This is a genomic window from Ruegeria sp. C11 (assembly GCF_056537725.1).
Genome location: NZ_JBQFSB010000001.1, coordinates 127755 through 152747 on the forward strand (window position 1 = coordinate 127755; position 24993 = coordinate 152747).

The window sequence follows — 24993 nt, forward strand, 5'->3', positions numbered from 1 at the left end:
TAGCTGCCCGTACCGCCCCTGCCTAGCCCTTTGTTTTGAAATGGAAAAGCGCAGGAAAATTCGGGGTTGGGGGACCAGCCTAAAAAATGAAACTGCCGGGCATGAATAGCCCGGCAGTCCCAAAGATTTTCGACCATCAATTGGTGATGATTTCCGGCCCCATGATTGCGTTGGGCAGCACAGTCGAAAGCCACGGAATGTAAGTCACCATAATCAGGAAGACAAACAGAACCGCAAGGAATGGCAGTGCGGCGCGAACGACCCTCATCATTGGCATTCCCGCTACGCCGGACGTGACAAACAGGTTCAGGCCGACCGGTGGTGTGATCATCCCGATCTCCATGTTCACAACCATGATGATCCCCAGATGGATGGGATCGATACCCAGCTCGATGGCAATCGGGAATACAAGCGGTGCGACGATGACCAGCAGGCCCGAAGGTTCCATGAACTGACCGCCGATCAGCAGGATCACATTGACCACCACCAGAAACATGACCGGACCGAAACCAGCCGACAGCATCGCCGAGGCGATATGCTGTGGCACCTGCTCATCCGTCAGCACATGCTTGAGGATCAGCGCATTCGCGATGACGAACAGCAGCGTTACAGTCAGTTTGCCCGCTTCGAACAGCGTGTGCTTGGTATCGGGGTGGAAAAATGCCGTGACCAGTGCATAAGGCTTTTTGACCAGCGGAATGTTCGGCGCATCACCTTCTGAACACAGCGGTCCCATATCCTTGTAGACAAAGCTGGCGATCAGAAAGGCATAGACGGCGGCCACAGCTGCGGCCTCGGTCGGTGTAAAGATGCCGCCATAGATACCGCCAAGAATGATGACAATCAGGAACAGACCCCAACCAGCCTCACGCGCTGAAGCAAAGATCTCGCTCCAGCCTTTCCAATCCCCTTTCGGCAGGTCCTTGACCTTGGCCATGACGTAAATGGTGACCATAAGCATCAGCCCTGCCAGCAGGCCAGGAATGACGCCCGCAAGGAACATCCTGCCGACCGAAACCTCGACCGCTGCGGCATAGACGACCATCACGATAGAGGGCGGGATCAGAATGCCCAGCGTGCCTGCATTACAGATCACGCCTGCGGCGAATTCCTTGGAATATCCGACCTGACGCATCCCGGCGATTACGATTGAGCCAATGGCGACCACAGTCGCCGGTGAAGACCCGGAAAGCGCGGCGAACAGCATACAGGCAAACACGCCCGCAATCGCTAGACCACCCGGCAGGTGACCGACACAGGCAATCGAAAAGCGGATGATGCGCCGCGCAACCCCGCCGGTCGTCATGAAAGACGACGCGAGGATGAAGAATGGAATGGCGAGTAGTGTGAAATGGCCTTCGAACGCTTCAAACAGAGTACCTGCGACCGAGGCAAGCGAACTGTCCGAATAGACCAGCAGGAAAAGGGTGGAACTCAGGCCAAGCGCAACCGCGATCGGCACACCGATCATCAGCAGGCCGATGACCATTGCAAATAGGATGACAACGTCCATCAGTCATGCTCTCCCTGCTGAGCGCGAACCTGTTCCAGTTCGTCCTCGACTTCGTGGCTGGCGACGATCCGGTCTGTTTCGCCCCGCAAAATCTGCAGACCGACCTGTACAAACCGAATGACAAGCAGCAGCATCGACAAAGGCAGCACAAAGTACGGTACCACCTTGGGAAGCTTTTCGTAGGTTTCGCCGTAGTTGATCAGGTCTTCCAGAAAGCGCAGCGGTGCGACCATCGGAATATCGTCCACCTCATAAAAACTCTGACTGCGCGCGCTGGTATCAAACCCCGTCGGGAACCAACGCCCCGAAGTCGGCGGTAAATCTGCGAAGACAGCCCAATAATCATAGGTGCCCTTGAGCATCAGCAACGAAAACACAAGACAACAGGCGACGGCAACCAGCGCCATAACCTTACGAGGACCGGGTGCAAGCAAGTTCAGAATGGCATCGACACCCAGATGCGCATGTTTCTTGACCGCGTAAGACGCCCCAAGCAATACCAGCCAGCCGAAGGTGAATACGGTCAGTTCCAGCGCCCACAGGATGTTGGAATTAAACACAAACCGCGCGATCACGTTGGCAAAAGTGACGACCGTCATCAGGCCAAGAAGCAACGCGATCAGAGTTTCTTCGATTTGGTCGCCCAGCCCTACCGGGCCGGATTTCGCACCAGACATCTGAATATCCCCGCAATGTTATGAGTTTTGAAAGGCGGCGGGCCTGAAGCGGCCCGCCTGGCGCGCTCGTCCGTGTTACTCCCCAGTCCCCCGGACGGCTACGCCTTTAACAGGGCTCAGTACCCGGCGTTGATTGCCTGTGCGGCGTCGATCTTGTCCTGACCCACGTCACCAGCAAACTTGTCCCAGACCGGCTTCATCGCATCAACCCAGGCCTGACGCTGTTCGGGGTTCAGCTCGCGAATGATACCGCCCGCATCGGTGATTGAGGCTTTGGCCGCTTCGTTCACGGCAAAGGCTTCCTTGTTCCGTGTCTCGGACACCTCGGTCAGAATGGTCAGGAACTGCTCACGCACTTCGGGGTCCAGGCTGTCCAGCCAGTCCACCGAGGTGACCACCAGATAGTCGATGATGCCGTGATTGGTTTCAGTCACACCGTCCTGAACTTCAAAAAACTTCTTGCCATAGATGTTCGACCAGGTGTTCTCCTGCCCATCGACAACACCCTGCTGAAGTGCGCCATATACTTCCGAGAATGCCATTTTCTGCGGGCTGCCACCGATGGCTTCCATCTGGGCCACCAGAACATCCGAGGACTGAACCCGGAATTTCAGGCCATTGGCATCCGACGGATCAACCAGCGGCTTGTTGGCCGACATCTGCTTCATGCCATTGTGCCAGAATGCCAGCCCCTGAAGGCCACGGCGCTGCATGCTGTCCTTCATTGCCTGCCCGTCGTCCGACGCCTGGAATGCGTCAACAGCCTCGATGTTCTTGAACATGAACGGCAGGTCGAACAAGCGGAATTGCTTGGTGAACTTTTCGAATTTGGACAAAGACGGCGCGGCCAGTTGCACGTCGCCCTGCAGCATCGCCTCCAGCACTTTGTCATCGTTGTACAGCGTCGAGTTCGGATACACCTCCATGCACATCACGCCATTCATCTCGTCGTTGACGCGCTGTTCCAGCAGTGATGCTGCAATGCCTTTGGGATGCTTGTCGGTGTTCGTCACATGCGCGAACTTGACCACGATCTCACCGTCATCACATGCCGCCATACCGGCAGTAGCGGTAACAGACAGGGCCAGAGCGGTGGCTGCGGTTGTCAAAAGTTTCATTTCTTTCCTCCCCAAATTTTGAGACCTAGTGCAATTCGCCAGTTGCGGCGTCGCGATGAGCGGAGTGAAGCGAATCACAACTTCTCGCTCAACATTTTGCTTTCGGAAGTTAAGGTTAGAAATTTATTCTTCTATATCAGTGCTATATGTACTTTATTTAATCTGCATTTCAGACATGGGATTTGAGGTGTGCGAAATTCCGCACAGTCCTAAGTTACATTGTGCGGATTTTCGCACGGTTTTCGAATCGCGAAACCGAATCAGCCGATTACAGGTTGCAGCGGAAGAGTATCAGGCCGAATACCAGTGACCTCTGGGTTCAAGCGCTCCTGCGGTCGGAGTATCTCGATACGTCAACGCTTGTAATCTTCGGGCCGAATTCCATATCGCGCCAACTTGTCGTAGAACGTTTTCCGCGGCAATTTCAGCGCGCTGGCCGCTGCCGACGCTTTCCCATTGTGACGACCAAGCGCAGCAATCAACAAAGATCGCTCGACCCTCGCCATTTGTTCAGCCAGTCCAAGATCGGTTGCCTGTGCAACTTCTTCTGGCATTCCCAGCACAAAACGCATCGCAGCGGACATCAGTGATCGCGCATTTCCCGGCCATTCCTGAGCCATCAGTTCTGCCAGATGATCGGGCGTAACCTCTGGGGCAGCAATGCCAGCCTGCTCGGCCGCTTGTGAGACATACTGCCGAAAGATCACCGGAATATCTTCGGGACGTTCAGCCAGAGACGGAATTCGAACCCGCATGACATCAAGGCGATAGAACAGCTCGGCATTGAAAGAGCCTTCTGCCACCAAACGTCCAAGATCCGCCGTTGTACCCGCGATGATGCGTGCATCCGCTCCCTTTTCGATCAGATCCAGCGCCGCGTACTGCGTCGCTTCCGGCATCGAGGATACTTCATCAAGAAACAGAGAACCGCCCGAGGCGTCCTCACAAATTTCAGCCAGTTCCGCCGCCTCAAGACCGGCTGTCGATCGCTTTACGAACGGCCCCTGCCCGACAGGCGACATCAGGTGCACCACTTCAGCCACTTTCGAAATACCACTGCCCGGGGGGCCGGTCACCAGAACCTCGGCCTGCGTTGGGGCCACATTGCGCACCCTCTCGCGCAAATCCTCGGCTTGCGGGGACAAGCCGAAAAGCAACCGCGCAGCGGGATCGCCGCGCTCCAGCTCATGTTTCAGCGCCCTTTGTTCAAGTACATGCGCCCGGGCGGCAAAAGCACGATTGAGCACGGCAAGCAAATCGGATGCCGCGCACGGCTTTTCGAGAAAGTCGAACGCACCCTGCCCCATCGCCTGCACGGCCATCGGAATATCGCCCTCACCCGTCAGAAGAATAACGGGAAGCTCGGAATCCACATCTGTCGCATAGGACAAAAGATGAAACCCGTCGCGGCCCGGCATTCGCATGTCAGACAAAATTACGCCGGGAAAATCAGGTTTGATGTAATCTTTGGCCGCGACGAATGAACCGACGGCAACCGGGTCGCAATCGGCCAGTTCCAATGTCTGGCTCAACGCCTCTCGTACAGCTGCATCGTCATCGACCAGTAAAACCTTACGGATCATGCGGCCTCGTCCTCTCTGTACGGGTCAAGTTCAACGGTGAATTCCGCACCTTCCGTAGTGTTTGCACCCCGAATCTCACCCCCAAAACTCTGCACCAGCCCGTATGAAATCGACAAACCAAGCCCCATGCCTTCGTCGGCACCGACAGATTTGGTGGTATAAAACGGTTCGAACATCCGCTCGGGATCCTTGATACCTGGTCCGGTATCGCGCACTGAAACCGTCAATCGGGCACCATTTCGGAGCTCTATGGAAATGCGTTTGCCGACCTGACCTTCCATCGCATCGGCGGCGTTGTTGATCAGGTTAACGAAAACCTGAACCAGTCGCACTTCTCCTCCCCACGCAAAAACCGGACCTTCCGGAGGTGTCCAATCCAGCACCACACTGTCTGCACGAAGCTTCGCCTCGGTCAGCTCAACCGCAGCATTCAGAACCTGTACAAGATCGACCTTGCCCATGGGTTCGCTTTCATTTCTGGCGAAAGCGCGCAGATTCTTGATGATCCGTGCCATACGGGCCGCCATTTCAGAGATTCTGCCAAGGTTCTCACCAGCCTTCTGTTCTTTTCCACGTTCCAGAAAGGCCGCACCGTTATCCGCGAACTGGCGGATCGCCATCAGCGGTTGGTTCAGCTCGTGACTGATACCTGCCGACATTTGCCCCAACGCGCTCAGCTTTCCAGCCTGCACCAGATCAGCCTGCGCTCGCTTCAGCGCTGCCTCAGCCTCTTGCCGTTCCGCAACCTCGTGTCGCAATGCGGTATTCGCAGCCGTCAATGCACGGGTTCGCTGGGCTACCCTGCTTTCCAAAACCGCGTTCGCGTCAGCCAACGAGCGCCGTCTCTCCATCGCAAGAAACAAAAAGGCGCCAAAGGCAAGGCAGATCGCGGCGACCGCCGCCGCCTGCAACGCTGCAAGCCGACGTGCCGGTGCCACATCCATCAACACTTCGCCCGTCATCCCGATTACGGGCAGGTCGCGGGTCAGATGCAACGCCCGCTCTGGCAGGTATGGCCCCCAACCTAGCCGCCAGATTTCATGCTGGCCAACATACCCGGATGCAAATTCTGGCGCGTCTCGGCCCAACGGCGCCAGTCCAATGCCATTCTCCGGTCGTTTCCAGAACAAGAGCTCGGATCGATTGGTGATAAATACATGGCCCGGCCTGTCTACAAAAAAGACAGCTTCGGTACTGCTGCGCCAAGTGCGCTCGACATCCTCGATATCCGCAATCATCATCAAAGCGCCAAATATTTGGCCATCCGGTCCAAATGCAGGCGCGGCATATGAAAATATCCGGTTGCCTTCGGATTGCAGAATCCCGTGCGAGCTTCCAAGCGCACCCTGCATCGCACGCCTGAAGGCTGGATCCTCGTCAACCGTTCCGACCCTCACACCCTGCGCCGAGGCCAGCACTTGCCCGTTGTTGTCAGCGAACAGAACATCGATTGCGGCAGTCTTGTCTGCAACCTCCAGCAAAAGCGCCTGCGCGTCGATCCGTCTTTCCGGATCGATCAGCCCACGCAAACCGGGGTGATCAGCCATCAATACGGCAAGTTCCTGATAAACCTGCAACTGCAGGCTCAGCCCGTCTGAGGCCAGTTCCAGATCGGCCTCGGCCTGCTCGCTCAGCTGATTAAGTGCCTGCCGATAGCCATAAGACCAGACGGCAGACGACAGCAGGCCGACAGCCAGCAGGAATCCAGCAATTGTCCAAACGCGACGCATGACTAAGGGTCTTGCATTCACGGCGCCTCATGGCAAGTCTGCGCGCATGAAGAGATTGAGCCAAGACCCGACAGACCCGTCATTTGTTCAGAATCCCTACGAATTCTACGACAAGGCCCGGGATGCGGGCCCACTATTTTTCTGGCCCGAATACAGCATGCCGGCAGCGGCCTCGCACGCGGCGGTACAGGCGCTGTTTCGGGACAAACGCTTTGGGCGCGAAGTTCCGCAAGAACTTGCATCCGAAGGGCCCAAACATCTCTCCCCATGGCTGGAAGTCGAAGCGCATTCCCTGCTGGAAGCGGAACCACCGCGCCATACCCGTCTGCGCGGTCTGGTGCTAAGGGCGTTCACGTCACGCTCTATCTCGGCACTTGCGTCCGACATCGAAAAACTTTGCCATCAGTTGATCGACGCTTTTCCGGATACGGAATTTGACTTGTTGCAGGCCTATTGCACGAAAGTTCCGGTAATCACCATCTGCCGCCTGTTAGGTGTTCCCGAAGACAAGGCACCTCAATTGCTTCGCTGGTCGCACGCAATGGTCGCAATGTACCAGGCGAGCCGAACGCGACAAACCGAGGACGATGCAGCACAAGCGTCGAGAGAGTTCGCTGAATTTTTGCGCAACTACGTTGATCGTCGCAGAAATGACCCGCGCCCCGATTTGATAACCCGACTGATTGCCGCCGAGGAGGAAGGCGAAAAACTCTCTGGCGAGGAACTGATCTCCACCTGCATATTGCTGCTGAACGCCGGGCACGAAGCGACGGTTCATGCCATTGGAAACGGTGTCAAAACTCTGCTGGAAACAGGTACAGACACACGGGTTTTCAGGCCTGATTGCATAGACAGAACGGTGGAAGAGATACTGAGGTTTGATCCACCGCTTCACATGTTCACCCGCTACGCCTATGAAGATGCTGAACTTTTCGGCCACAAATTTCAACGCGGCGACCAGGTTGCCTTGCTGTTGGGCGCCGCGAACCGTGATCCTGAAATCTGGGCTGATCCGAGTGCCTTCAACCCGGCTCGGGACATTCAAACCAATACGAGTTTTGGAGGAGGCCTGCATTTCTGTGTCGGCGCACCACTCGCCAGATTGGAAATGCGCATAGCTCTGCCTATCCTGTTCGAGCGCTGCCCGTCGCTTCGGCTCGCGTCAGAACCGGAATACGCAGACAGCTATCACTTCCACGGATTGACCCGATTGCAGGTTTCACTCTGATCATCAAACCCGGGGAGTCGCCAAAGGTGACGGTGCAACGCCCTCCTACGCAGACGTCATGCCTCAGCCAGCGCGTTCAGAGGCAGCATCGTAGTCGATTTGATCTCCTCCATTGACAACAGTGCGGTCACGTTGTGCACCCTGACTTCGGAAATCAGAGCCTGATAAAAGGCATCATAGGCACGGGCATTTTTGACCCGCACTTTAAGAATATAATCGATGTCACCGGCCAGCCGATGAGCCTCCTGCACTTCGGGACGATCACGCAGCGCCTTTAGGAAACGTTGCTGCCATTCGGCCTCGTGTTCTGAGGTACGGATCAGGACAAAAAACGTCGCTTCGAAACCCAGCGCTTCGGCATCCAGAAGAACAGTCTGCTGACCAATAACGCCGGCGCTTTTCAGCTTTCGGATTCGATTCCAGACAGGGGTTTTTGAACTGCTCACACGCGAGGCAATTTCATCCAGAGACTGGCTGGCATCCCTCTGCAGCTCGGCCAGAATTTTCCGATCTGTGTCATCTATCCGAACCGACATTCCCTTTTTACCTCTCATTTGAAACCAGCGTCCCTTTGCAGGGCAACGTTGGAACGTATGTTCTTATTTAAGCGCCAGTATGGCGGTTGGTAGGGAATATTTCCTATATTGCAGATCAAGTCAAACCAACCCGAGACGAAACATGCAGCTTACGCATTCACATGATGGCATTGGGCACGTCGACTTTGTCGGCGCGGGTCCCGGCGATCCGGAATTGCTGACGCTCAAGGCGCTGAACGCCTTTGAGCGCGCTGATGTCGTGCTGCATGACCGTCTGATCAGCGCCGAGGTTCTGGAACTGGCTGGCAAGTCTGCAGTTCTGGTCGATGTTGGAAAAGCAGGTTTCGGCCCATCCTGGAAACAGGAAGACATAGACGCACTGCTGGTTAAGTACGCCCTGAAAGGCCAGCGTGTCGTGCGTCTGAAATCCGGTGACCCGACCGTGTTCGGGCGTCTGGATGAAGAGATTGAGGCGGTCGAGGCCGCAGGCATTCCATGGCAGATCGTTCCCGGTATCACGGCGGCTTCGGCGGCTGTTGCGGGAATTGGCCAAAGCCTGACACGGCGCGGTCGCAACTCCTCGGTTCGTTTTCTGACCGGCCACGACATGAAAGGCTTTGCCGATCACGACTGGACCGCACTGGCGCGGCCCGGATCGGTGGCCGCGATCTATATGGGCAAGAAATCTGCCCGCTTTATTCAGGGCCGCCTGATCATGCACGGCGCCGACCGGGATACGCCGGTGACGCTGGTGGAAAACGCCACGCACTCCGATCAACGCATTCTGACCACCACGCTGGACCAGCTACCCAGTGATTTGAACGCCGCCGAAATGGACGGCCCCACCCTTACCTTTTACGGCCTCGCCCCGCGACAAGCGGCTCGGGCCCTGACCGAATTCAAGAAGGAGCACGCCTGATGGCCCGCGCTTTTACCCCCAAAGTGGTAACCGCCAACGACCTATTGGAAGGTGACGTTGTCTATCTGACCGCAGACGACCGTTGGTCGCGCGAGCTGTCCGAGGCCGAGTTGATCACCGACGAAGCTCACGCGCAGGTTCGCCTGCTGGATGCCGAACGTCAGGCAAGCAAGATCGTTGGTGCCTATCTGGCCGACGCGGTTGCCGGCGACAATGGCCCCGAGCCCACCCATTTCCGGGAAGATTTCCGCCGGACTGGTCCGTCCAACTATGCCCACGGCAAACAGGAAACTTCCCCGCAGCCCCGGGCCTGACCTCTGGCCCTCTCTCTCCCCTTCAAGGCCCCAAGGTTCGGGGCTGCAACTAAGGACAGCTAATCATGTATCGCTACTCCGAGTTCGACACAGCATTTTTGGCAGAACGTAACGCGCAGTTCCGCGCGCAGGTCGAGCGCCGCATTGACGGCTCGCTGACCGAGGATGAATTCAAGCCGCTGCGCCTGATGAATGGTCTTTATCTGCAGCTGCACGCCTACATGCTGCGCGTTGCGATCCCCTATGGCACGCTCAACAGCGCGCAGATGCGCCAATTGGCCCTGCTGGCTGAAAAGTGGGACAAGGGCTATGGCCACTTCACCACGCGTCAGAACATCCAGTACAACTGGCCGAAACTGAACGACGTACCGGACATGCTGGACGCGCTGGCCGAGGTTGGCATGCACGCCATCCAGACCTCGGGCAACACCATCCGCAACGTGACCGCTGACCATTTTGCCGGCGCCGCCGCGGATGAGGTCGCCGACCCGCGCCCCTATGCCGAACTGCTGCGCCAGTGGTCGACCGACCACCCGGAATTCCAGTTCATGCCGCGTAAGTTCAAGATCGCGATCACCGGCTCGGAAAACGACCGTGCCGTGATCAAGGCGCATGACATCGGCCTGCAGCTGGTCGAGCGTGACGGTGTTCTGGGTGCCCGCGTCATCGTGGGCGGCGGTCTGGGCCGTACCCCAATGATCGGCAAGGAACTGTCCGAATTCGTCGCCTTTGACGATCTGCTGGCTTACCTCGAAGCCACCGTTTCCGTGTGGAACCAGATCGGTCGCCGCGACAACAAGTACAAGGCGCGCATCAAGATCACCGTGCATGAGCACGGCATCGACGCCATCCGCGCCAAGGTGAACGAGCGCTTCCTGAAGGTCCGCCCGCAGTTCAAAGGCGCCGACATGAACCTGTTGGAAGAAATCAAAGGTCACTTTGCGCCTCCGACCTTCCGTGAAGGTTCGGTTGCCTCGTTCGAGAGCGCCTATACCAATGATCCGGTCTTCCGTTCGTGGGTCGACACCAACATTGCACCGCACAAGAATGCGGATCATGCGATCGTCACGATCTCGATCAAGAAACACGGCCAGACGCCGGGTGATGCGACTGCCGAGCAAATGCGCGTAATGGCCGATCTGGCCGAAGAGTTCGCCTATGACGAACTGCGAATCAGCCATGAGCAGAACGTGATCCTGCCGCATGTCCACAAATCGGACCTGCCCGCGATCCATGCGAAGCTGAAAGAGCATGAGCTGGCCACCGCAAATATCGGCCTGATCAGCGATATCATCGCCTGCCCGGGCATGGATTACTGCGCGCTGGCGACGGCACGCTCGATCCCGGTTGCGCAGCAAATCGCGACCCGCTTTGAGGACCTCAAGCTGGAGCATGATATTGGCGAGTTGAAGATCAAGATCTCAGGCTGCATCAACGCCTGTGGCCACCACCATGTCGGTCACATCGGCATCCTGGGTCTGGATCGCGCAGGCGTCGAAAATTACCAGATCACGCTGGGTGGTGACGGAACCGAAACCGCGGCCATTGGTGAACGTGCTGGCCCCGGCTTTTCGTATGATGAAATCGTCCCGGCAGTTGAGCGTCTGGTCGAAGCCTACCTCGAACACCGCGAAGGACCTGAAGAGACATTCCTGCAAACCTATCGTCGTCTGGGTATGGCGCCATTCAAGGCGGCCCTCTACCCTGAGGCACAGGCCAATGCCGCTTGACCTGATCCAGACCGAACTGGGCAAGGACCGCCGCGAACTGACCGAAAAGGTCGAGGCGCTCAATGCCCGGTTCCGCCACCACAGCGCCCATGATGTCATGCATGGCGCGCTGGAGGCGGTGGATAACCTGGCGCTGGTCTCAAGCTTTGGCGCAGAATCGGTTGTGTTGCTGCACATGGCAGCGGTGGTCGACAAGGCGACGCCGATCCTGTTCATCGACACGCAGATGCTGTTTACCGAAACGCTGACTTACCAACAGGAGGTCAGCGAACGGCTGGGGCTGACGAATGTCCAGATCATCCGCGCGGATGACGAGGATGTGCAGCGTGACGATCCTTACGGAGCCCTGCGACTGCGCGATACCGACGCCTGCTGTAATTTGCGCAAGACCTTTCCGCTGCAAAGGGCGCTGGCAGGGTATTGCGGCTGGATCACCGGTCGCAAAAGGTTTCAGGCGGGCACACGCGCCGCGCTCGATTTCTTCGAAGTCGAGGACGGTACAGGCCGGATCAAGGTCAACCCGCTGGCCCACTGGGCGCCCGAGGATGTGCGCGCCTATATGGACGAAAACCGCCTGCCCCGGCATCCGCTGGTGGCCAAAGGATACCCTTCGATCGGCTGTGCGCCCTGCACCTCGCCGGTCAAAGAGGGCGAAGACCCCCGCGCCGGACGTTGGCGCGACCAGAACAAGGAAGAATGCGGCATTCATTTTGTCGATGGCAAGATGGTGCGCGCCGGAGAGAAAACATGAACGTAATCGTAACGGATGAGGGGTTCGCCCCTGATGACTGGACCGACGGCTATGTCACGCTTGACGATGCCGCCAATGACGTAGTTGCGCTGGACGTGACCTCGGATACTGACCCGGATGATCTGGTGGATCGTCTGGGCGGCGTAAAAATGGTGCGGGTGGATTTCCCCTCGTTCGCCGATGGACGGGGCTTTACGATCGCGCGCACGCTGCGGCTCAAGGGATTCACCGGTCGTCTGCGGGCCAAAGGCCACGTTCTGGCGGATCAATACGCCATGGCACGCCGCAGCGGCTTCGACGAGGTTGAAATCGATCATGCTCTGGCAGCCCGCCAGCCCGAAGATCAATGGCTGGCCCGCGCCAATTGGCAGGGCCACAACTATCAGGCCCGCCTGCGCGGATAATTCCGCCAATCGCCAGCTTGTGACGGGATGGGGGCAATCTGCCCCCTTTTCCTGACTTGAATCAAAGATTAAACGGAGATGCCGGTTTAGTTGATCGGCAGTGAAACGATGACAGAGATGAAATCCGTGACCGAAGCAACCGCCGTCAAAGCCCCCGTCCTGCCGGACGCTCAAACAGTATTGGACGTGAAACACTGGACCGACAGCCTGTTCTCGTTCAAGGTTTCGCGCCCCGCCAGCCTGCGTTTCCGCTCTGGCGAGTTCGTGATGATCGGCTTGCTGGGCGACAACGGCAAACCGCTGCTGCGTGCCTATTCCATAGCTTCCCCCAGCTGGGACGAGGAACTGGAGTTCTATTCGATCAAAGTGCAGGACGGCCCGCTGACCTCGAAGCTACAGCACATCAAGCCGGGCGATCAGATCATCCTGCGGCCAAAGCCTGTCGGCACGCTGGTGCATGACGCGCTGCTGCCCGGGAAACGTCTGTGGTTCTTTGCCACCGGAACCGGCTTTGCCCCCTTCGCTTCTTTGCTTCGCGAGCCACAGACCTATGAGGATTATGACGAGGTCATCATCACCCATACCTGCCGCGAAGTTGCCGAGCTGGAATATGGTCGTCAGTTGATTGACAGCATCCGTCAGGACGAACTGCTGGCCGAACTGATCGGTGAAGGCTTCGCCGACAAGATTCGCTACTACCCGACAACAACCCGCGAAGAGAGCCCGAAGATGGGCCGTATCACCGAATTGCTGAAAGACGGCACCGTCTTTGCCGACCTTGGCATCGAAAACGGCATTCAGGCCGAAACTGATCGCGCAATGGTGTGTGGTTCGCTCGCTTTCAACCACGATATCAAAGCAATTCTGGAAGAGTTCGGCCTGCGTGAAGGCGCAAACTCGGACCCGAAGGAATTCGTGATTGAAAAGGCTTTTGTCGGCTGAACCGCCTTGCCGGTTGGGGGCGATGGTGCTCAACCGGCAAAAACCGATGCGATTCCCAAGATTTTCAGGCGCCCCAATGCGGATGGCGCTTGAAACGCTTTGAGCGCCAGTCTAAATTCCAGCCTCGAATTTCTGCAATTATCAAAGGAATGAACCCATAGCCCGCAGACCTCACAACGCGCCGCCGCAACGAGATACTGGCCCGCGCGTCAATGACAAGATCCGTGCCCCCGAAATCCGCCTGATCGGCGCAGAAGGCGAAAATGTCGGGGTGGTTCATCCCGCCAAAGCTATGCAACTTGCCGATGAGGCTGGTCTGGACCTTGTCGAGATCTCGCCGAATGCCAATCCTCCCGTCTGCAAGATCATGGATTTCGGCAAGTTCAAATACGAAACGCAAAAACGCGAAGCCGAAGCGCGCAAGAAACAAAAGATCATCGAGGTGAAAGAGGTCAAATTCCGACCCAACACCGACACCCATGACTATGACGTCAAGATGCGCAACGTGGTCAAGTTTCTGGAAAACGGCGACAAGGTAAAGGTCACGCTGCGGTTCCGTGGCCGCGAGATGGCACACCAAAATCTCGGGCGCGAACTGCTGGAACGTGTCGCTGAAGACATCAAGGAAATCGGCAAGGTCGAAAACATGCCGAAGATGGAAGGCCGTCAGATGATCATGATGATCGGCCCGCTGCCGCAGAAATAGCCCGTCCCTTGATAAACAGACGAAGCCCTGCCAGCACCAAAAAGGCGGGGCTTTTTTTATCAGAGTTCGTTTCATCCGTTCATGAACGGTTTCGCCAGTTTCCAGTACTATTTGACAGGTAGCCTCAAGTGACAATCCGGAGTGCGAACAAAGGCGACGCCAGCAGTCTGGCAGCACTCAGTATCGAGGTGTGGTTGGGGACTTACCTTCGCCAGGGCATCAGCGGTTTCTTCGCGGACTACGTTCTGTCCGAATTCACTGCATCCCGGTTCGAAAACCTTATCGTTTCGGGCGACGATTATCTGGCTGTGTCAGAAGGCCACGATGGGATCGAAGGCTTTATACATGTCTCGCGCAACTGCCCGGCACCTGCAGGTGTACCGTCGGAAACTGAAATTAAAACGCTGTATGTCCGGCCCAACCAGCACGGTAAAGGAATAGGCAAAAAGCTACTTCTGTCTGCGGTTGCCTATTGCGATACGGTTTCTGCCCCATCGATCTGGCTTACCACCAACTCAGAAAACACCCCTGGAATAGCCTTTTACCATTCGCAGGGCTTCACCGACGCAGGAACAACATATTTCCGCATCCAGGATCAGGCATACCCGAACAAGATATTCCTACTGGATCTTTCCCGCGCCGAAACCTGAGAATCCCGCGTCTCCGAGAGTCTTCCCGGCACTTGAGCGAGCTACTCAGGCAAAGCCTCGGATATTGCTCCGGACAACTTGGTGACCAGTTCATCAATCTGAGCATCTTCGATTATGAACGGCGGCGCCAAAAGGATGTGGTCGCCGTTTTTGCCGTCCCGCGTGCCGGACATCGGGTAACAAATCAGCCCCGCAGCTACAGCCGCCTTCTTGACTTTGGCAGCGACGCCCAAGGACGGGTCAAACGGAGTCCGCGTCTCGCGATCGGCCACCAGTTCCACACCACGAAACAGCCCCCTGCCCCTGATATCACCCACATTCGGGTGCTGGCCAAAGGCCGCTACCAACGCTGACTGCAGCTTTTCCCCCATGGCACCCGCGCGTGTCGGCAGATCACGGCCTGTCAATTCCCGGACAACCGCCAAGGCGGCCGCCGTTGCGACAGGGTGACCGATATAGGTGTGCCCATGCTGAAAGAACCCCGATCCGTCCCGGATGGCGTCATAAATCTTATCTGTACACAGCATCGCACCAATCGGTTGATATCCGGCGCCCAACCCCTTGGCGATACACAGAATATCCGGCGCCACTCCATCATGGTCGCAAGCAAACAGGTGCCCCGTGCGCCCCATGCCGCACATAACTTCGTCCAGTATCAGCAACACGCCGTATTGATCGCAAATCTCACGGATGCGCTTGAAATACCCCTCAACCGCCGGAACGGCACCCAGCGTCGCGCCTACCACCGGTTCAGCCATGAACGCCATCACGGTGTTCGGACCAAGACGCAGAATTTCTGCCTCCAACTCGTTGGCGACGCGCTGGCCATAGTCAAAACTGCTCTCACCATCGGGCTTTTCTGCATACTCGTAGCAAGGTGCGACATGGCTCATTTCGATCAGAAGCGGTGCAAACTGTGCCCGGCGCCACTCATTCCCTCCAGCCGAAAGCGCCCCCAAGGTATTGCCGTGATAGCTTTGCCGACGCGCGATCACACGGCGCCGTTCTGGCTGGCCTGTCTCAAGAAAATACTGCCGCGCCAGCTTAATCGCAGCCTCTGTCGCCTCGGACCCACCGGATACGAAATATACCCGGTCCAAATCCCCCGGCGCATGTTTGATCAACAGGTCCGCCAGTTCTTCCGCCGGCTCTGACGTCATGAACCCGGTATGTGCAAACGCGATCTTCTCTACCTGTTCCTGAACCGCCTTAATCACAGCCGGGTTCGAGTGACCGAGACAGGATACCGCAGCATCACCACAGTCCAGATACTGCTTGCCTTCAGCGTCAATCAGATAACATCCATCCCCGCCCGCGGCGACAGGAAGAACCGATTTGGTATGGCGTGGAAATACGTGACTCATTTCAAATTCCTTTCAAGCGCGCTTGTCAGTGCCGCGACCGAAGAGGCATTGTCCGGCCAGGGATTTCCGTCAGCATCGGTCAGGCTGTTCTCGAATCCAACCCGCAAATCACCGCCCCGTTTGGCCGCCTCCAGCAAACAGGCATGTTCCTGCGCCCCAAAGGCGCACACCATCCAGTTGTCCGGGCTTACCGGAAACCGGTCCAGATCACCGGGCGACGACACCATCCCCTCGGAATAGCGCCCAAGAACCAAAAGCCGTTCGGACTGATGCGCCCGAACGATGCCCTGTTCCTGCCAGTCTTTTAGTTGCATCGCATCATCCGCGTCATACAGAATATGCTGCACCCGGGTACCCTGATCTTCACAAAGGCCATAGATACGATCCGCCAGTTCAGGTGACCGCGCTACTTCCCGCACAGATATCGATGCCCAAGCAGGCCGGACGCCCTTCAGGCAATCGAGCTGTGCCTGCACGTCATAAATCCCGGCCGCCTCGGTCGTGATCTGAATTTTTAGATCAGGAACCACACCCTCTAGTTCCCGGATAACTTCCCCGTACAGTCCGGAATCCAGACTGTGTCCGCCATCTTCATCTCGGACATGCAGATGCAGTCCCTGTGCGCCCGCCAGAAAACAGGATTTCGCAGTCCGGACAATATCTTCCGTCCCAACCGGCAACGCCGCATGATCTGTGCGACTCCGCCTCGCACCATTCGGCGCAACCAAAACGAAAGGCTGCCTTACCTCACCGTTGTCTGGATCCTTCAGCGCTGAAATTTCCACGGCATCAAACATACGCAAGCCCCGTTCAAAGTTCATCCGGAACACTTGCAGCGGCAAAAGATGTATTCAATTCATGCAATCAAGAACATTTGTTCTTTTTTTGCATAAAAAAACCCCGGCCTTAAGCCGGGGTTCGCAAGAAACAAAGCGGTTCTTCAGCCGATAGCTTCGACTGCACGGCGCGTCATGACACTGACTAGATGCGCACGGTATTCCTTGCTGCCATGCAAATCGCCTATCATGTTCATCGGGTTGATCTGCAGCCCCATCAGTGCATCAGGCCGGAATTCCTTAGCCAAGGCCTGTTCGGCCTCGGACCAGCGAAACACGCCATCTTCACTGGCGCCAGTTACCGCAACCCGAACACCATCCGCGAACCGCGCCACGAATACCCCAACCAAAGCAAAGCGTGAGGCCGGTTGCAAAAACTTCTGATAGCTTGCCGCCTGCGGCACAGGGAACCGAACAGAGGTGATGATTTCACCCTCGTTCAGAGCCGTCGTGAACATACCCTGGAAATAGTCATCCGCAGCAATCTGACGCGTATTGGTGATGATTGTCGCCCCAGACCCCAAAGTCGCAGCGGGATAGCACGCCGCAGGGTCGTTGTTGGCCAGCGAACCACCCAGTGTTCCCCGGTTACGCACGGCAGGATCACCAATGTGCCCCGCCAATTCCGATAGCGCCGGGTACTTGTCGGCGGCTTCAGCGGAAACCGTCGCATGGGTTGTTGCCCCGCCAACGGCCAGCGACCCGTCATCTTCTACGCAGACGCCCTGCATCTCTGCGATCCCGCTCAACGATACCAGTTTGGACGGCGCCGCCAGACGCTGCTTCAGCGTCGGGATCAGGGTTTGACCACCTCCCAGCGCCTGCACGTCCTCCCCTCCTAGCGCCGCTGCTGCATCCGCAATCGTCGCCGGTTTTTCAAACTCGAAATTGTACATTTCGTACTTCCTTTCCGAAGAACACCGATCCGTTCTTCATCTGGCTATAAATACTCTGGGGGTCTGGGGGCATTGCCCCCAGCCTCTCAGCATTCATTCAGCTGTTCATCGCCGCCCAAACGCGCGACGGGCTAACCGGCATGTCGATATGATCGACCGCCTTGCCGCCCGATTGCAGCGCGTCGACCACAGCATTGACCACAGCCGGCGGTGACCCGATTGCCCCGGCCTCACCACAGCCTTTCACGCCCAGCGGGTTGTGGGTGCAAGGCGTCTGGCTGGAATGATCGACACCATAGAACGGCACGTCATCCGCACGCGGCATCGCGTAGTCCATGAAAGAAGCGCTCAGCAGCTGACCATTCTCGTCATAGGCACAGTTCTCCAGCAGTGCCTGACCGATGCCCTGACCGATGCCACCATGGACCTGACCATCAACAATCATCGGATTGATAATGTTACCAAAATCATCCGCCGCCGTGAACTTTTCGATCGAGACCTGACCGGTTTCCGGGTCAACCTCAACTTCGCAGGCATAGGCACCCGCTGGGTAAGTAAAGTTCGCCGGATCATAGAATGCCGTCTCTTCAAGCCCCGGCTCGGTGAATTCCAGCGGATAGTTATGCGGAACATAAGCCGTCAGAGTAACGTCCCCCCAGGCCACGGACTTGTCGGTGCCCGCCACAGTGAACTGGCCATCCTTCAACTCGATATCAGCTTCTGAGGCTTCCAACAGGTGCGCGGCAATCGTCTTGGCCTTGTCGATGACTTTTTCGGTCGCCTTGACCATGGCCGATCCACAGACCGCCAGCGACCGGGACCCATAGGTACCCATGCCAAAGGGAATCTTGGACGTATCGCCATGCACAATCTCGACCATCGACTCGTCAATACCGATCATGTCCGCGACAATCTGCGGGAACGATGTTTCATGTCCTTGTCCGTGACTGTGCGCCCCGACCATCACACTGATCGAACCGGTTGCATTCACCCGAACGGTCGCCGCATCATAAAGACCCGCGCGCGCACCCAGCATGCCGACGATGTTTGATGGGGCGATGCCGCAGGCCTCGATATAGCAGTTGACGCCCAGACCGCGCAGCTTGCCATTGGCCTCGCTTTGCGCGCGACGACCGGCAAAACCTGCCAGATCCGCAGCCTGCTCCAGCTTATCCATCGTTCCGTTGTAATCGCCGGTGTCATAGGTCAACGCCACCGGAGTGTCATACGGGAACTGAGTGATAAAGTTCTGCCGACGCAAAGCTATTGGATCAACGCCCAGCTCACGCGCGGCTTTGTCGATCACACGCTCGATCTGATAGGTCGCCTCGGGCCGTCCGGCACCGCGATAAGCATCGACAGCGACAGTATTGGTGAACATCGCCTTCACGTTCACCTGAATGACCGGCGTCTTGTAGTTGCCTGCCATCAGTGTCCCGTGCAGCCAGGTGGGAACCGAGCTGGAAAAGGTCGACAGATACGCACCAAGGTTGGCGTAGGTATCCGTACGCAGGCCGACAAAATTGTTATCCGCATCCAGCGCCAGTTCAATCTTGGTCACGTGATCACGGCCCTGCGCATCCGACATGAACGCTTCGCTGCGGCTGGATGTCCACTTCACCGGCCGGTTACAGGCTTTGGCCGCAAAGGTACAAAACGCCTCTTCGGCATAGTGGAAGATCTTTGTTCCAAAGCCGCCGCCGACATCCGGTGCCACGACGCGTACCTTGTGTTCAGGCAAACCCAGAACAAAGGCGCACATCAGTAGGCGGATCACATGCGGATTCTGCGACGTGGTATAAAGCGTATAATCCTGAGTGCCCCTGTTGTATTCGGCCACCGCCACGCGGGGCTCCATCGGGTTGGCAACAAGACGGTTATTAACCAGCTCCAGAGTGGTGACATGCGACGCGTTGGCGAACACTTCGTCCACCTTGGCATTGTCCGCCTCGCCCAGCATCCAGTCATAGCAGATGTTGTTCTTGAGGTCGTCGTGGACAAGGGTGGAACCTTCCTGAGCTGCCGCCTTCATATCCATCACGGCAGGCAGTTCCTCGAGGTCCACATCTATCGCCTCAGCAGCGTCGCGCGCCTGCTCCAGCGAATCCGCAATCACCGCTGCAATCGGATCGCCCACATGGCGCACTTTACCCTGCGCCAGAATAGGATGCGGCGGTTCCTGCATCGGCGCGCCGTGACGGTCGGCCACTTCCCAGCCGCAGGGCATCCCGCCCACGCCTTCAAAGTCCTTACCGGTAAACACCCGCACAACCCCCGGCATGGCCTCGGCCGCCGAAGTGTCAATGCTTTTGATACGGCCATGCGCCATATCCGATCTCAGAAAATGGACATACGCCTGACCATGAACGTTAATGTCATCTGTATAGTTGCCTGCTCCGGTCAGAAAGCGCACGTCCTCGCGGCGCTTGGAACTGGCTCCGATGCCACTGTCTTTGGGCATTGCTTGTTCTCCTCCCTGGAAAAGAATTTTCGTCGAAAATTCTCTGTGGCCGCCTTACGCGGCGGCGATGTGACTCACGTCCTGACCGGATGCGGCCATGATCGCCTTGACGATGTTGTGATATCCGGTGCAACGGCACAGGTTGCCCTCAAGATACTTGCGAATTTCCGCCTCAGTCGGGCGCGGGTTTTCTTTCAGCAGCGCCGCCGCGCTCATCACCATGCCCGGTGTGCAGAATCCGCATTGCAGGCCATGGTGGTCCTGAAACGCCTGCTGGATCACGTTCAGCGAACCATCCTCGTCGGCCTGTCCTTCGATCGTTCCGACATCAGCCCCATCAGCCTCGAGCGCAAGCATGTTGCAGGATTTGACCGCCTCGCCATCAACGTGAACAACGCAGGCACCGCACTGGGCCGTGTCGCAACCGACATGGGTTCCGGTCAGCGACAGATGTTCCCGCAGAAAACTGGACAGCAGGGTCCGGCCTTCGACATCCCCGGTCACGGCCTTCCCGTTCACGGTCATTGAGACCTGTGTCATGAGATCCTCCCTTTTGATTTTCTCCCTTGGCCCTGAGTTAAACATGGGAAAATTCGTTTGAGAACAAAAATATTTACCGAATTTTCCTTCGACCACAGCGCCCGACTTTTTAAACCTATTGCAGTGGGTCTGACGGACAAAAATGCCGTTGCGTCACTTTACCCTGCCTGCGCGCGGTTGCGGTCTGGTGGGAATTTCCTTGAGCAATCCCCCGACACCCATGCCGGCGATATCTGCGCCAGTGGTTTCAATGCCGCAGGCCACCCGGGACAAAACCCAGTCAGCCCCGTTAAGCGCGGGCGAGCGTGCGCAACCGGGCAGACCAATGACGGGTCGCTCGCCAAGAGCGCCAAGAAACAAAAGATTTCCCGGGTCAACCGGCATTCCAAACCGATCGACACTGCCGCCCGCCGCCCGCACGGCAGTTGGCGCAATATCAGCCGGGTCGGACGTGGCTGAGCCGGTCAGGATCATTGCGACCTCGCCTTTCAGATCAGAAATCGCCCTTGCCAGATCAGGAATTCGGTGAGGTACGATCTGAACGTCGCACAAATCCATGCCCAACGCCTCAACCCGGGCCCGGATCGCTGCGATGCCCTTTTCATTGGGCGGCCCGCCCGGGATATCGGTAACCACAAGGCCCGCCGTATTGTGAACCGGCGGTATCAGCCGGACGGCATCCCGCGCCAGATTCGCGGCCCGCAATACGTCCGCCCGAGGTACGGCATAGGAAATAATCTTGATCGTCGCCACCATGCCCCGCGGTCCCATCTGCTGGTATTGCGGAACCGTGGCCACCGTGATCATGGGGTGCACCTGATTGAATTGCTGGATCGCCGGGATATCCAGAACCACAACGCCCGGCCCGTCAGCCAGAATATTCACCCGGCCGGTAAACGCTTCAGTCACGTGCAGGTTGACCTGCTCGGGCTCGGGCACAAGTGCTTTGGCCAGCATCCCGGCTGCTTCATCCTCGTGGCAATCGCCGGCCTCCATTCGTGCCACTATGACATCGGTAACGCCCCCGGCCATCAACTTCGAGATATGCCGGGCGTCCAGCATTACACCCTTTCGGATCTTTTCTTCACCAACCGTGATGGAGTGAGCCAGAATTGCCCCTTCGGCTTCATCAACCGGAACAGGCCCAAATTTCATGCTTTTCCCCGCAAAACGGCGGTCATCTCGGCCAAGATGGCAACAGCAATTTCCGATGGTCCGGCAGCACCTATGTCCAGACCAACCGGACCATGAATGCGTGCTATTTGCTCATCCGAGAAACCGGCCTGCTTCATCCTGTCCACGCGCTTGGCGTGCGTTCTCTTAGACCCCAGCGCTCCGATATAGAACACTCCGGCACTCAGAGCAGCCTGCAATGCGGGATCATCCAGCTTGGGATCGTGGGTCAGCAACACCAGGGCCGTTCGCGAATCCAGCCCCAAGCTCGCCACAGCCTCGTCAGGCCAGTCCGTCAGAATGCGTTCCCCGGGGAAGCGCGCGTTTGAGGCGAAGGTCTCGCGCGGATCGATGATCGCCGGATCATAACCCGCGATCCGTGCCATCGGAACCAGCGCCTGCGCAATATGAACTGCGCCGACAACGATCAAACGTAGTGGAGGGTTATGCACGGCGACAAATGTCTGCCCGTCCTCTTCGAAGCCGGATCGATCGGCCCTCAAACGGTCCGAATAAGCATTGCGACGCAGGGCTCGTTTCCCGGTCTCGATGTTGACCTCATAGGCCAATGGCTCACGGTTGGCTCGGGCTGCGACCAGTTCTGCCAGCATAGCCTCCGGTAGGACTGATCCCACAGGCTCAACCAGCACGCGGATCGTTCCACCACAGGCCAGCCCGACGGCAAAGGCGTCTTCGTCGCTGACGCCGAATTCTAGCAGCCGGGCATCGCCCTCCTCTATGGCTTCGATCGCTTCGACGATGACCGCGCCTTCGACACAGCCGCCTGAAACGGAACCTTCGATCCGCCCATCACCACCTACAACAAGTTGCGCTCCCACCCGCCGGGGCGCGCTGCCCCAGGTTTCGACAACGGTCGCAAGTGCTGCGCCGGTTCCGTCGCGGTACCAGTCCAGCGCGGTTTCGGGGCTGCTGTCGAATCGATCCATGGAACCCTCCGGGAATGTCTGGGATCAACATAGGGAGGTTTGGCGCAATGAAAAGCGGCCCGGCGGGAACACGGATCGCCGGGCCGCAACGCGCGGCACATGATAGCGCGAGTTGCCGCGCGCATTCCTGTGCCTATTCGGCTGGCTGAGGCTGCGTTGGACGCCCCGCAAGGCGCTCCGGCAAGGCAAATGCAACGGCGATCAGGGCCAGACCAAGGACAATGCCCAGAACATCACCGGGAATTGCCGTCAGCCCGTCATAATCCGCGCCCGGAACGGTTCCCAACGTGACTTTGCCACCAGCGATTTTGTTGAGAAGCCCGGTTGATTTCCAAAAAGGATAAGAAGTCATGTAAGCCGCCGCACCCAACAGTCCGCCTGCTATGAAAAACAGCGCATCCTTGCGGCCCGAACTGGCGGCAACCAAACCGGTGCCGGGGCAATAGCCGGAAAAGGCCCAGCCGGCCCCCAGCAAGAGCCCCCCCAAAAAGACGCCTGCATAGGCTGTCTTTACCGACATATGCCCCACATCAACCAGGCCAAGCATCTGGCCGCCAAACATCAGGACCGAGCCCACGCCAATTGCCAACAGTATCGATTTGGCAAGATTGAGGTTAGTGAGGTTCAACATCGAATTAATGTAGGATGGGTTAGAGGCACCAACGCGATCCAGAACTGCGCCAAAGGCTGCTCCGATCACCAGTGCAAGAAGGATCGAGGTCATGGATCACGCCTCCTTTCTGAACATCAAAAGAGAAACCGGGATGGCAGCGGCGAATGCCCCGGCTGCGAAGATGTATCCACTGACCGCAGTCTGCATCATCCCCGACATCATATGGCCCGAGGTGCAGCCCCCCGCCAGACGCGCGCCGTAGAGCACTACAAACCCACCCAGAAATGCCGCCGCATATCGTTTGGCCGGGCTGTCCCCGAAATTGGCGCGCCACAGGGCCGGTATCTGGCGTTCGGTGCTAGAAATACCGCCGCGCACCTTGGCAGAGACCAAACCTCCGATCATCATCGCAATCACAAATACAAACGAGTAATTCAGAGGGTTCGAGACAGACTTGGCATATTTTCCATTCGACTTGGCCAGATATGCATTGCTTGATGTGTATCCACCCTCATCGGTTGTCGTCACGAAGTCTGGGTTAACTGTATCGGCGAGAAGGCCGTCCAGAATAACGAACTGCGTCGATACGCCGATCGGCTTGACCAGCAGGACCGCAGCAAAGAAGACCAATCCCAGCAACAGCCCTCCGATTTTCCAGTTCAGAGGCATGAGGTGTCCTTTCGGCATAATTACATTCCGCTTTCGGAATACATTACATATTCCAAATCTCGCATGACATAGATCAAAGTCACATTCAAAAAACACAAAGGATTGATTGTAGGGGGTTTCGACCCTAGCTTGCCGATGACCAAAGGCGCTAAGCGCTTGCATGGTTGGGAATTTTAAAACGGAGACTATGACTTGAAACGTTTTCTTGCGATTGGCACAGCACTTGGCCTTCTGGCATCCACTTCGGCCTGGGCCGACACTTTCGAGCGCTACGGAGAGGTCGAAGGCTGGAAGGTCTTCATAGATAATGAAAAGAAATCCTGCCTGATCGAGGCCGTCGATGACGCTGAAAACGTTGTGCAGATGGGCCTGACCAAAGATCGCGCCGTAGCTTATGTCGGCGTCTTCACAAAAGCCAAGACAGACATCAAAAAAGGCGAGAAGGAAGGCGTGGCGATCCTGCTGGGCGACCAGCTTTATGTTGGTGAGGCAACCGGGATGCGCGGCAATATCACCAAAGGATATTCAGGTGGATATGTCCTGACCGACGACCCCAGCTTTGTCGATGCTGTCGCCAAGGAAAAAGTCATGGCTGTTTTTCCTGAAAAAGAGTTCGGCTTTACCGTCGATCTGACTGGCACCTACAAGGCCATCGAAATGGCCCGCGAGTGCAACGAAAAGCAGTTGTCTTAA

The 24993-nt window shown here is 57.3% G+C and carries 25 protein-coding genes; 10 read left to right on the forward strand and 15 right to left on the reverse strand.

Features of this window, described 5'->3' with window-relative positions:
- Positions 1-136: 136 nt before the first annotated feature.
- The 5 genes from ACR0NA_RS00665 to ACR0NA_RS00685 all read right to left on the reverse strand — a co-directional run bounded on the left by ACR0NA_RS00665 (position 137) and on the right by ACR0NA_RS00685 (position 6621).
- Positions 137-1513 (reverse strand): TRAP transporter large permease, encoded by a 1377-nt coding sequence (locus ACR0NA_RS00665; protein ID WP_170652309.1) that lies wholly within the window; start codon positions 1511-1513, stop codon positions 137-139.
- On the reverse strand, positions 1513-2190 hold the full coding sequence (locus ACR0NA_RS00670; RefSeq protein WP_480725195.1) for a TRAP transporter small permease: 678 nt from the start codon (positions 2188-2190) through the stop codon (positions 1513-1515). Before ACR0NA_RS00670 ends, ACR0NA_RS00665 begins: the two co-directional genes overlap by 1 nt.
- Before the next feature lie 116 nt (positions 2191-2306).
- The gene (locus ACR0NA_RS00675; protein ID WP_480725198.1) at positions 2307-3308 is read right to left on the reverse strand and encodes a DctP family TRAP transporter solute-binding subunit; all 1002 of its coding nucleotides are present in this window, start codon (positions 3306-3308) and stop codon (positions 2307-2309) included.
- Positions 3309-3661: 353 nt separating this feature from the next.
- The gene (locus ACR0NA_RS00680; protein ID WP_480725200.1) at positions 3662-4891 is read right to left on the reverse strand and encodes a sigma-54-dependent transcriptional regulator; all 1230 of its coding nucleotides are present in this window, start codon (positions 4889-4891) and stop codon (positions 3662-3664) included.
- Entirely contained in the window at positions 4888-6621 is a 1734-nt protein-coding gene (locus ACR0NA_RS00685; RefSeq protein WP_480725202.1) for a sensor histidine kinase, read from the reverse strand. Before ACR0NA_RS00685 ends, ACR0NA_RS00680 begins: the two co-directional genes overlap by 4 nt.
- A 46-nt stretch (positions 6622-6667) precedes the next feature.
- Here ACR0NA_RS00685 and ACR0NA_RS00690 point away from each other — a divergent pair, with 46 nt between their 5' ends.
- On the forward strand, positions 6668-7849 hold the full coding sequence (locus tag ACR0NA_RS00690; RefSeq protein ID WP_480725973.1) for a cytochrome P450: 1182 nt from the start codon (positions 6668-6670) through the stop codon (positions 7847-7849).
- Positions 7850-7905: 56 nt separating this feature from the next.
- Here ACR0NA_RS00690 and ACR0NA_RS00695 read toward each other — a convergent pair whose 3' ends face one another.
- On the reverse strand, positions 7906-8385 hold the full coding sequence (locus tag ACR0NA_RS00695; RefSeq protein WP_170652297.1) for an Lrp/AsnC family transcriptional regulator: 480 nt from the start codon (positions 8383-8385) through the stop codon (positions 7906-7908).
- Positions 8386-8527: 142 nt separating this feature from the next.
- Between ACR0NA_RS00695 and cobA the strand changes: the two genes are divergently transcribed.
- The 8 genes from cobA to ACR0NA_RS00735 all read left to right on the forward strand — a co-directional run bounded on the left by cobA (position 8528) and on the right by ACR0NA_RS00735 (position 14801).
- Complete coding sequence (cobA, locus tag ACR0NA_RS00700) at positions 8528-9304, forward strand: uroporphyrinogen-III C-methyltransferase (protein ID WP_480725205.1); 777 nt, start codon at positions 8528-8530, stop codon at positions 9302-9304.
- Complete coding sequence (locus ACR0NA_RS00705) at positions 9304-9618, forward strand: DUF2849 domain-containing protein (protein WP_170652293.1); 315 nt, start codon at positions 9304-9306, stop codon at positions 9616-9618. Before cobA ends, ACR0NA_RS00705 begins: the two co-directional genes overlap by 1 nt.
- 65 nt (positions 9619-9683) lie before the next feature.
- On the forward strand, positions 9684-11348 hold the full coding sequence (locus tag ACR0NA_RS00710; RefSeq protein WP_480725211.1) for a nitrite/sulfite reductase: 1665 nt from the start codon (positions 9684-9686) through the stop codon (positions 11346-11348).
- Positions 11338-12099 (forward strand): phosphoadenylyl-sulfate reductase, encoded by a 762-nt coding sequence (locus ACR0NA_RS00715; protein WP_480725213.1) that lies wholly within the window; start codon positions 11338-11340, stop codon positions 12097-12099. The genes ACR0NA_RS00710 and ACR0NA_RS00715 overlap by 11 nt, the downstream gene beginning before the upstream one ends.
- Positions 12096-12503: a DUF934 domain-containing protein gene (locus tag ACR0NA_RS00720; protein ID WP_170652287.1), complete on the forward strand. Its 408-nt coding sequence runs from the start codon at positions 12096-12098 to the stop codon at positions 12501-12503. The genes ACR0NA_RS00715 and ACR0NA_RS00720 overlap by 4 nt, the downstream gene beginning before the upstream one ends.
- Positions 12504-12611: 108 nt before the next feature.
- Positions 12612-13445, forward strand: coding sequence for a ferredoxin--NADP reductase (locus ACR0NA_RS00725; RefSeq protein WP_480449749.1), 834 nt, complete (start codon positions 12612-12614; stop codon positions 13443-13445).
- Positions 13446-13689: 244 nt separating this feature from the next.
- Positions 13690-14151, forward strand: a complete 462-nt coding sequence (gene infC / locus ACR0NA_RS00730; RefSeq protein ID WP_480450164.1) for a translation initiation factor IF-3 — start codon at positions 13690-13692, stop codon at positions 14149-14151.
- 128 nt (positions 14152-14279) lie between these two features.
- Positions 14280-14801, forward strand: coding sequence for an N-acetyltransferase family protein (locus tag ACR0NA_RS00735; protein WP_480725216.1), 522 nt, complete (start codon positions 14280-14282; stop codon positions 14799-14801).
- Between the two features lie 41 nt (positions 14802-14842).
- Here the strand turns inward: ACR0NA_RS00735 and ACR0NA_RS00740 are convergent, their stop codons facing one another.
- The 9 genes from ACR0NA_RS00740 to ACR0NA_RS00780 form a co-directional block, all read right to left on the reverse strand.
- Positions 14843-16165: an aspartate aminotransferase family protein gene (locus ACR0NA_RS00740; protein WP_480725218.1), complete on the reverse strand. Its 1323-nt coding sequence runs from the start codon at positions 16163-16165 to the stop codon at positions 14843-14845.
- A complete protein-coding gene (locus ACR0NA_RS00745) occupies positions 16162-16962 on the reverse strand; it encodes a beta-keto acid cleavage family enzyme (RefSeq protein WP_480725220.1) in 801 nt (266 codons plus the stop codon). The genes ACR0NA_RS00740 and ACR0NA_RS00745 overlap by 4 nt, the downstream gene beginning before the upstream one ends.
- A gap of 143 nt (positions 16963-17105) precedes the next feature.
- The gene (locus ACR0NA_RS00750) at positions 17106-17897 is read right to left on the reverse strand and encodes an FAD binding domain-containing protein (protein WP_480725222.1); all 792 of its coding nucleotides are present in this window, start codon (positions 17895-17897) and stop codon (positions 17106-17108) included.
- A 97-nt stretch (positions 17898-17994) separates the two neighbouring features.
- Positions 17995-20358: a xanthine dehydrogenase family protein molybdopterin-binding subunit gene (locus ACR0NA_RS00755; protein WP_480725225.1), complete on the reverse strand. Its 2364-nt coding sequence runs from the start codon at positions 20356-20358 to the stop codon at positions 17995-17997.
- A 54-nt stretch (positions 20359-20412) separates the two neighbouring features.
- Positions 20413-20898: a (2Fe-2S)-binding protein gene (locus ACR0NA_RS00760; protein WP_480449754.1), complete on the reverse strand. Its 486-nt coding sequence runs from the start codon at positions 20896-20898 to the stop codon at positions 20413-20415.
- Between the two features lie 153 nt (positions 20899-21051).
- Positions 21052-22053 carry a molybdopterin-binding protein gene (locus tag ACR0NA_RS00765; protein ID WP_480725228.1) on the reverse strand — a complete coding sequence of 334 codons (1002 nt, stop codon included), beginning with the start codon at positions 22051-22053 and terminating at the stop codon, positions 21052-21054.
- Complete coding sequence (locus tag ACR0NA_RS00770) at positions 22050-23018, reverse strand: XdhC family protein (RefSeq protein ID WP_480725230.1); 969 nt, start codon at positions 23016-23018, stop codon at positions 22050-22052. Before ACR0NA_RS00770 ends, ACR0NA_RS00765 begins: the two co-directional genes overlap by 4 nt.
- A 133-nt stretch (positions 23019-23151) precedes the next feature.
- On the reverse strand, positions 23152-23742 hold the full coding sequence (locus ACR0NA_RS00775; RefSeq protein WP_480725232.1) for a DUF6691 family protein: 591 nt from the start codon (positions 23740-23742) through the stop codon (positions 23152-23154).
- Positions 23743-23745: 3 nt separating this feature from the next.
- Positions 23746-24300: a YeeE/YedE thiosulfate transporter family protein gene (locus ACR0NA_RS00780; protein ID WP_480725235.1), complete on the reverse strand. Its 555-nt coding sequence runs from the start codon at positions 24298-24300 to the stop codon at positions 23746-23748.
- Between the two features lie 192 nt (positions 24301-24492).
- Between ACR0NA_RS00780 and ACR0NA_RS00785 the strand changes: the two genes are divergently transcribed.
- Positions 24493-24993 carry a hypothetical protein gene (locus ACR0NA_RS00785; protein ID WP_170652266.1) on the forward strand — a complete coding sequence of 167 codons (501 nt, stop codon included), beginning with the start codon at positions 24493-24495 and terminating at the stop codon, positions 24991-24993.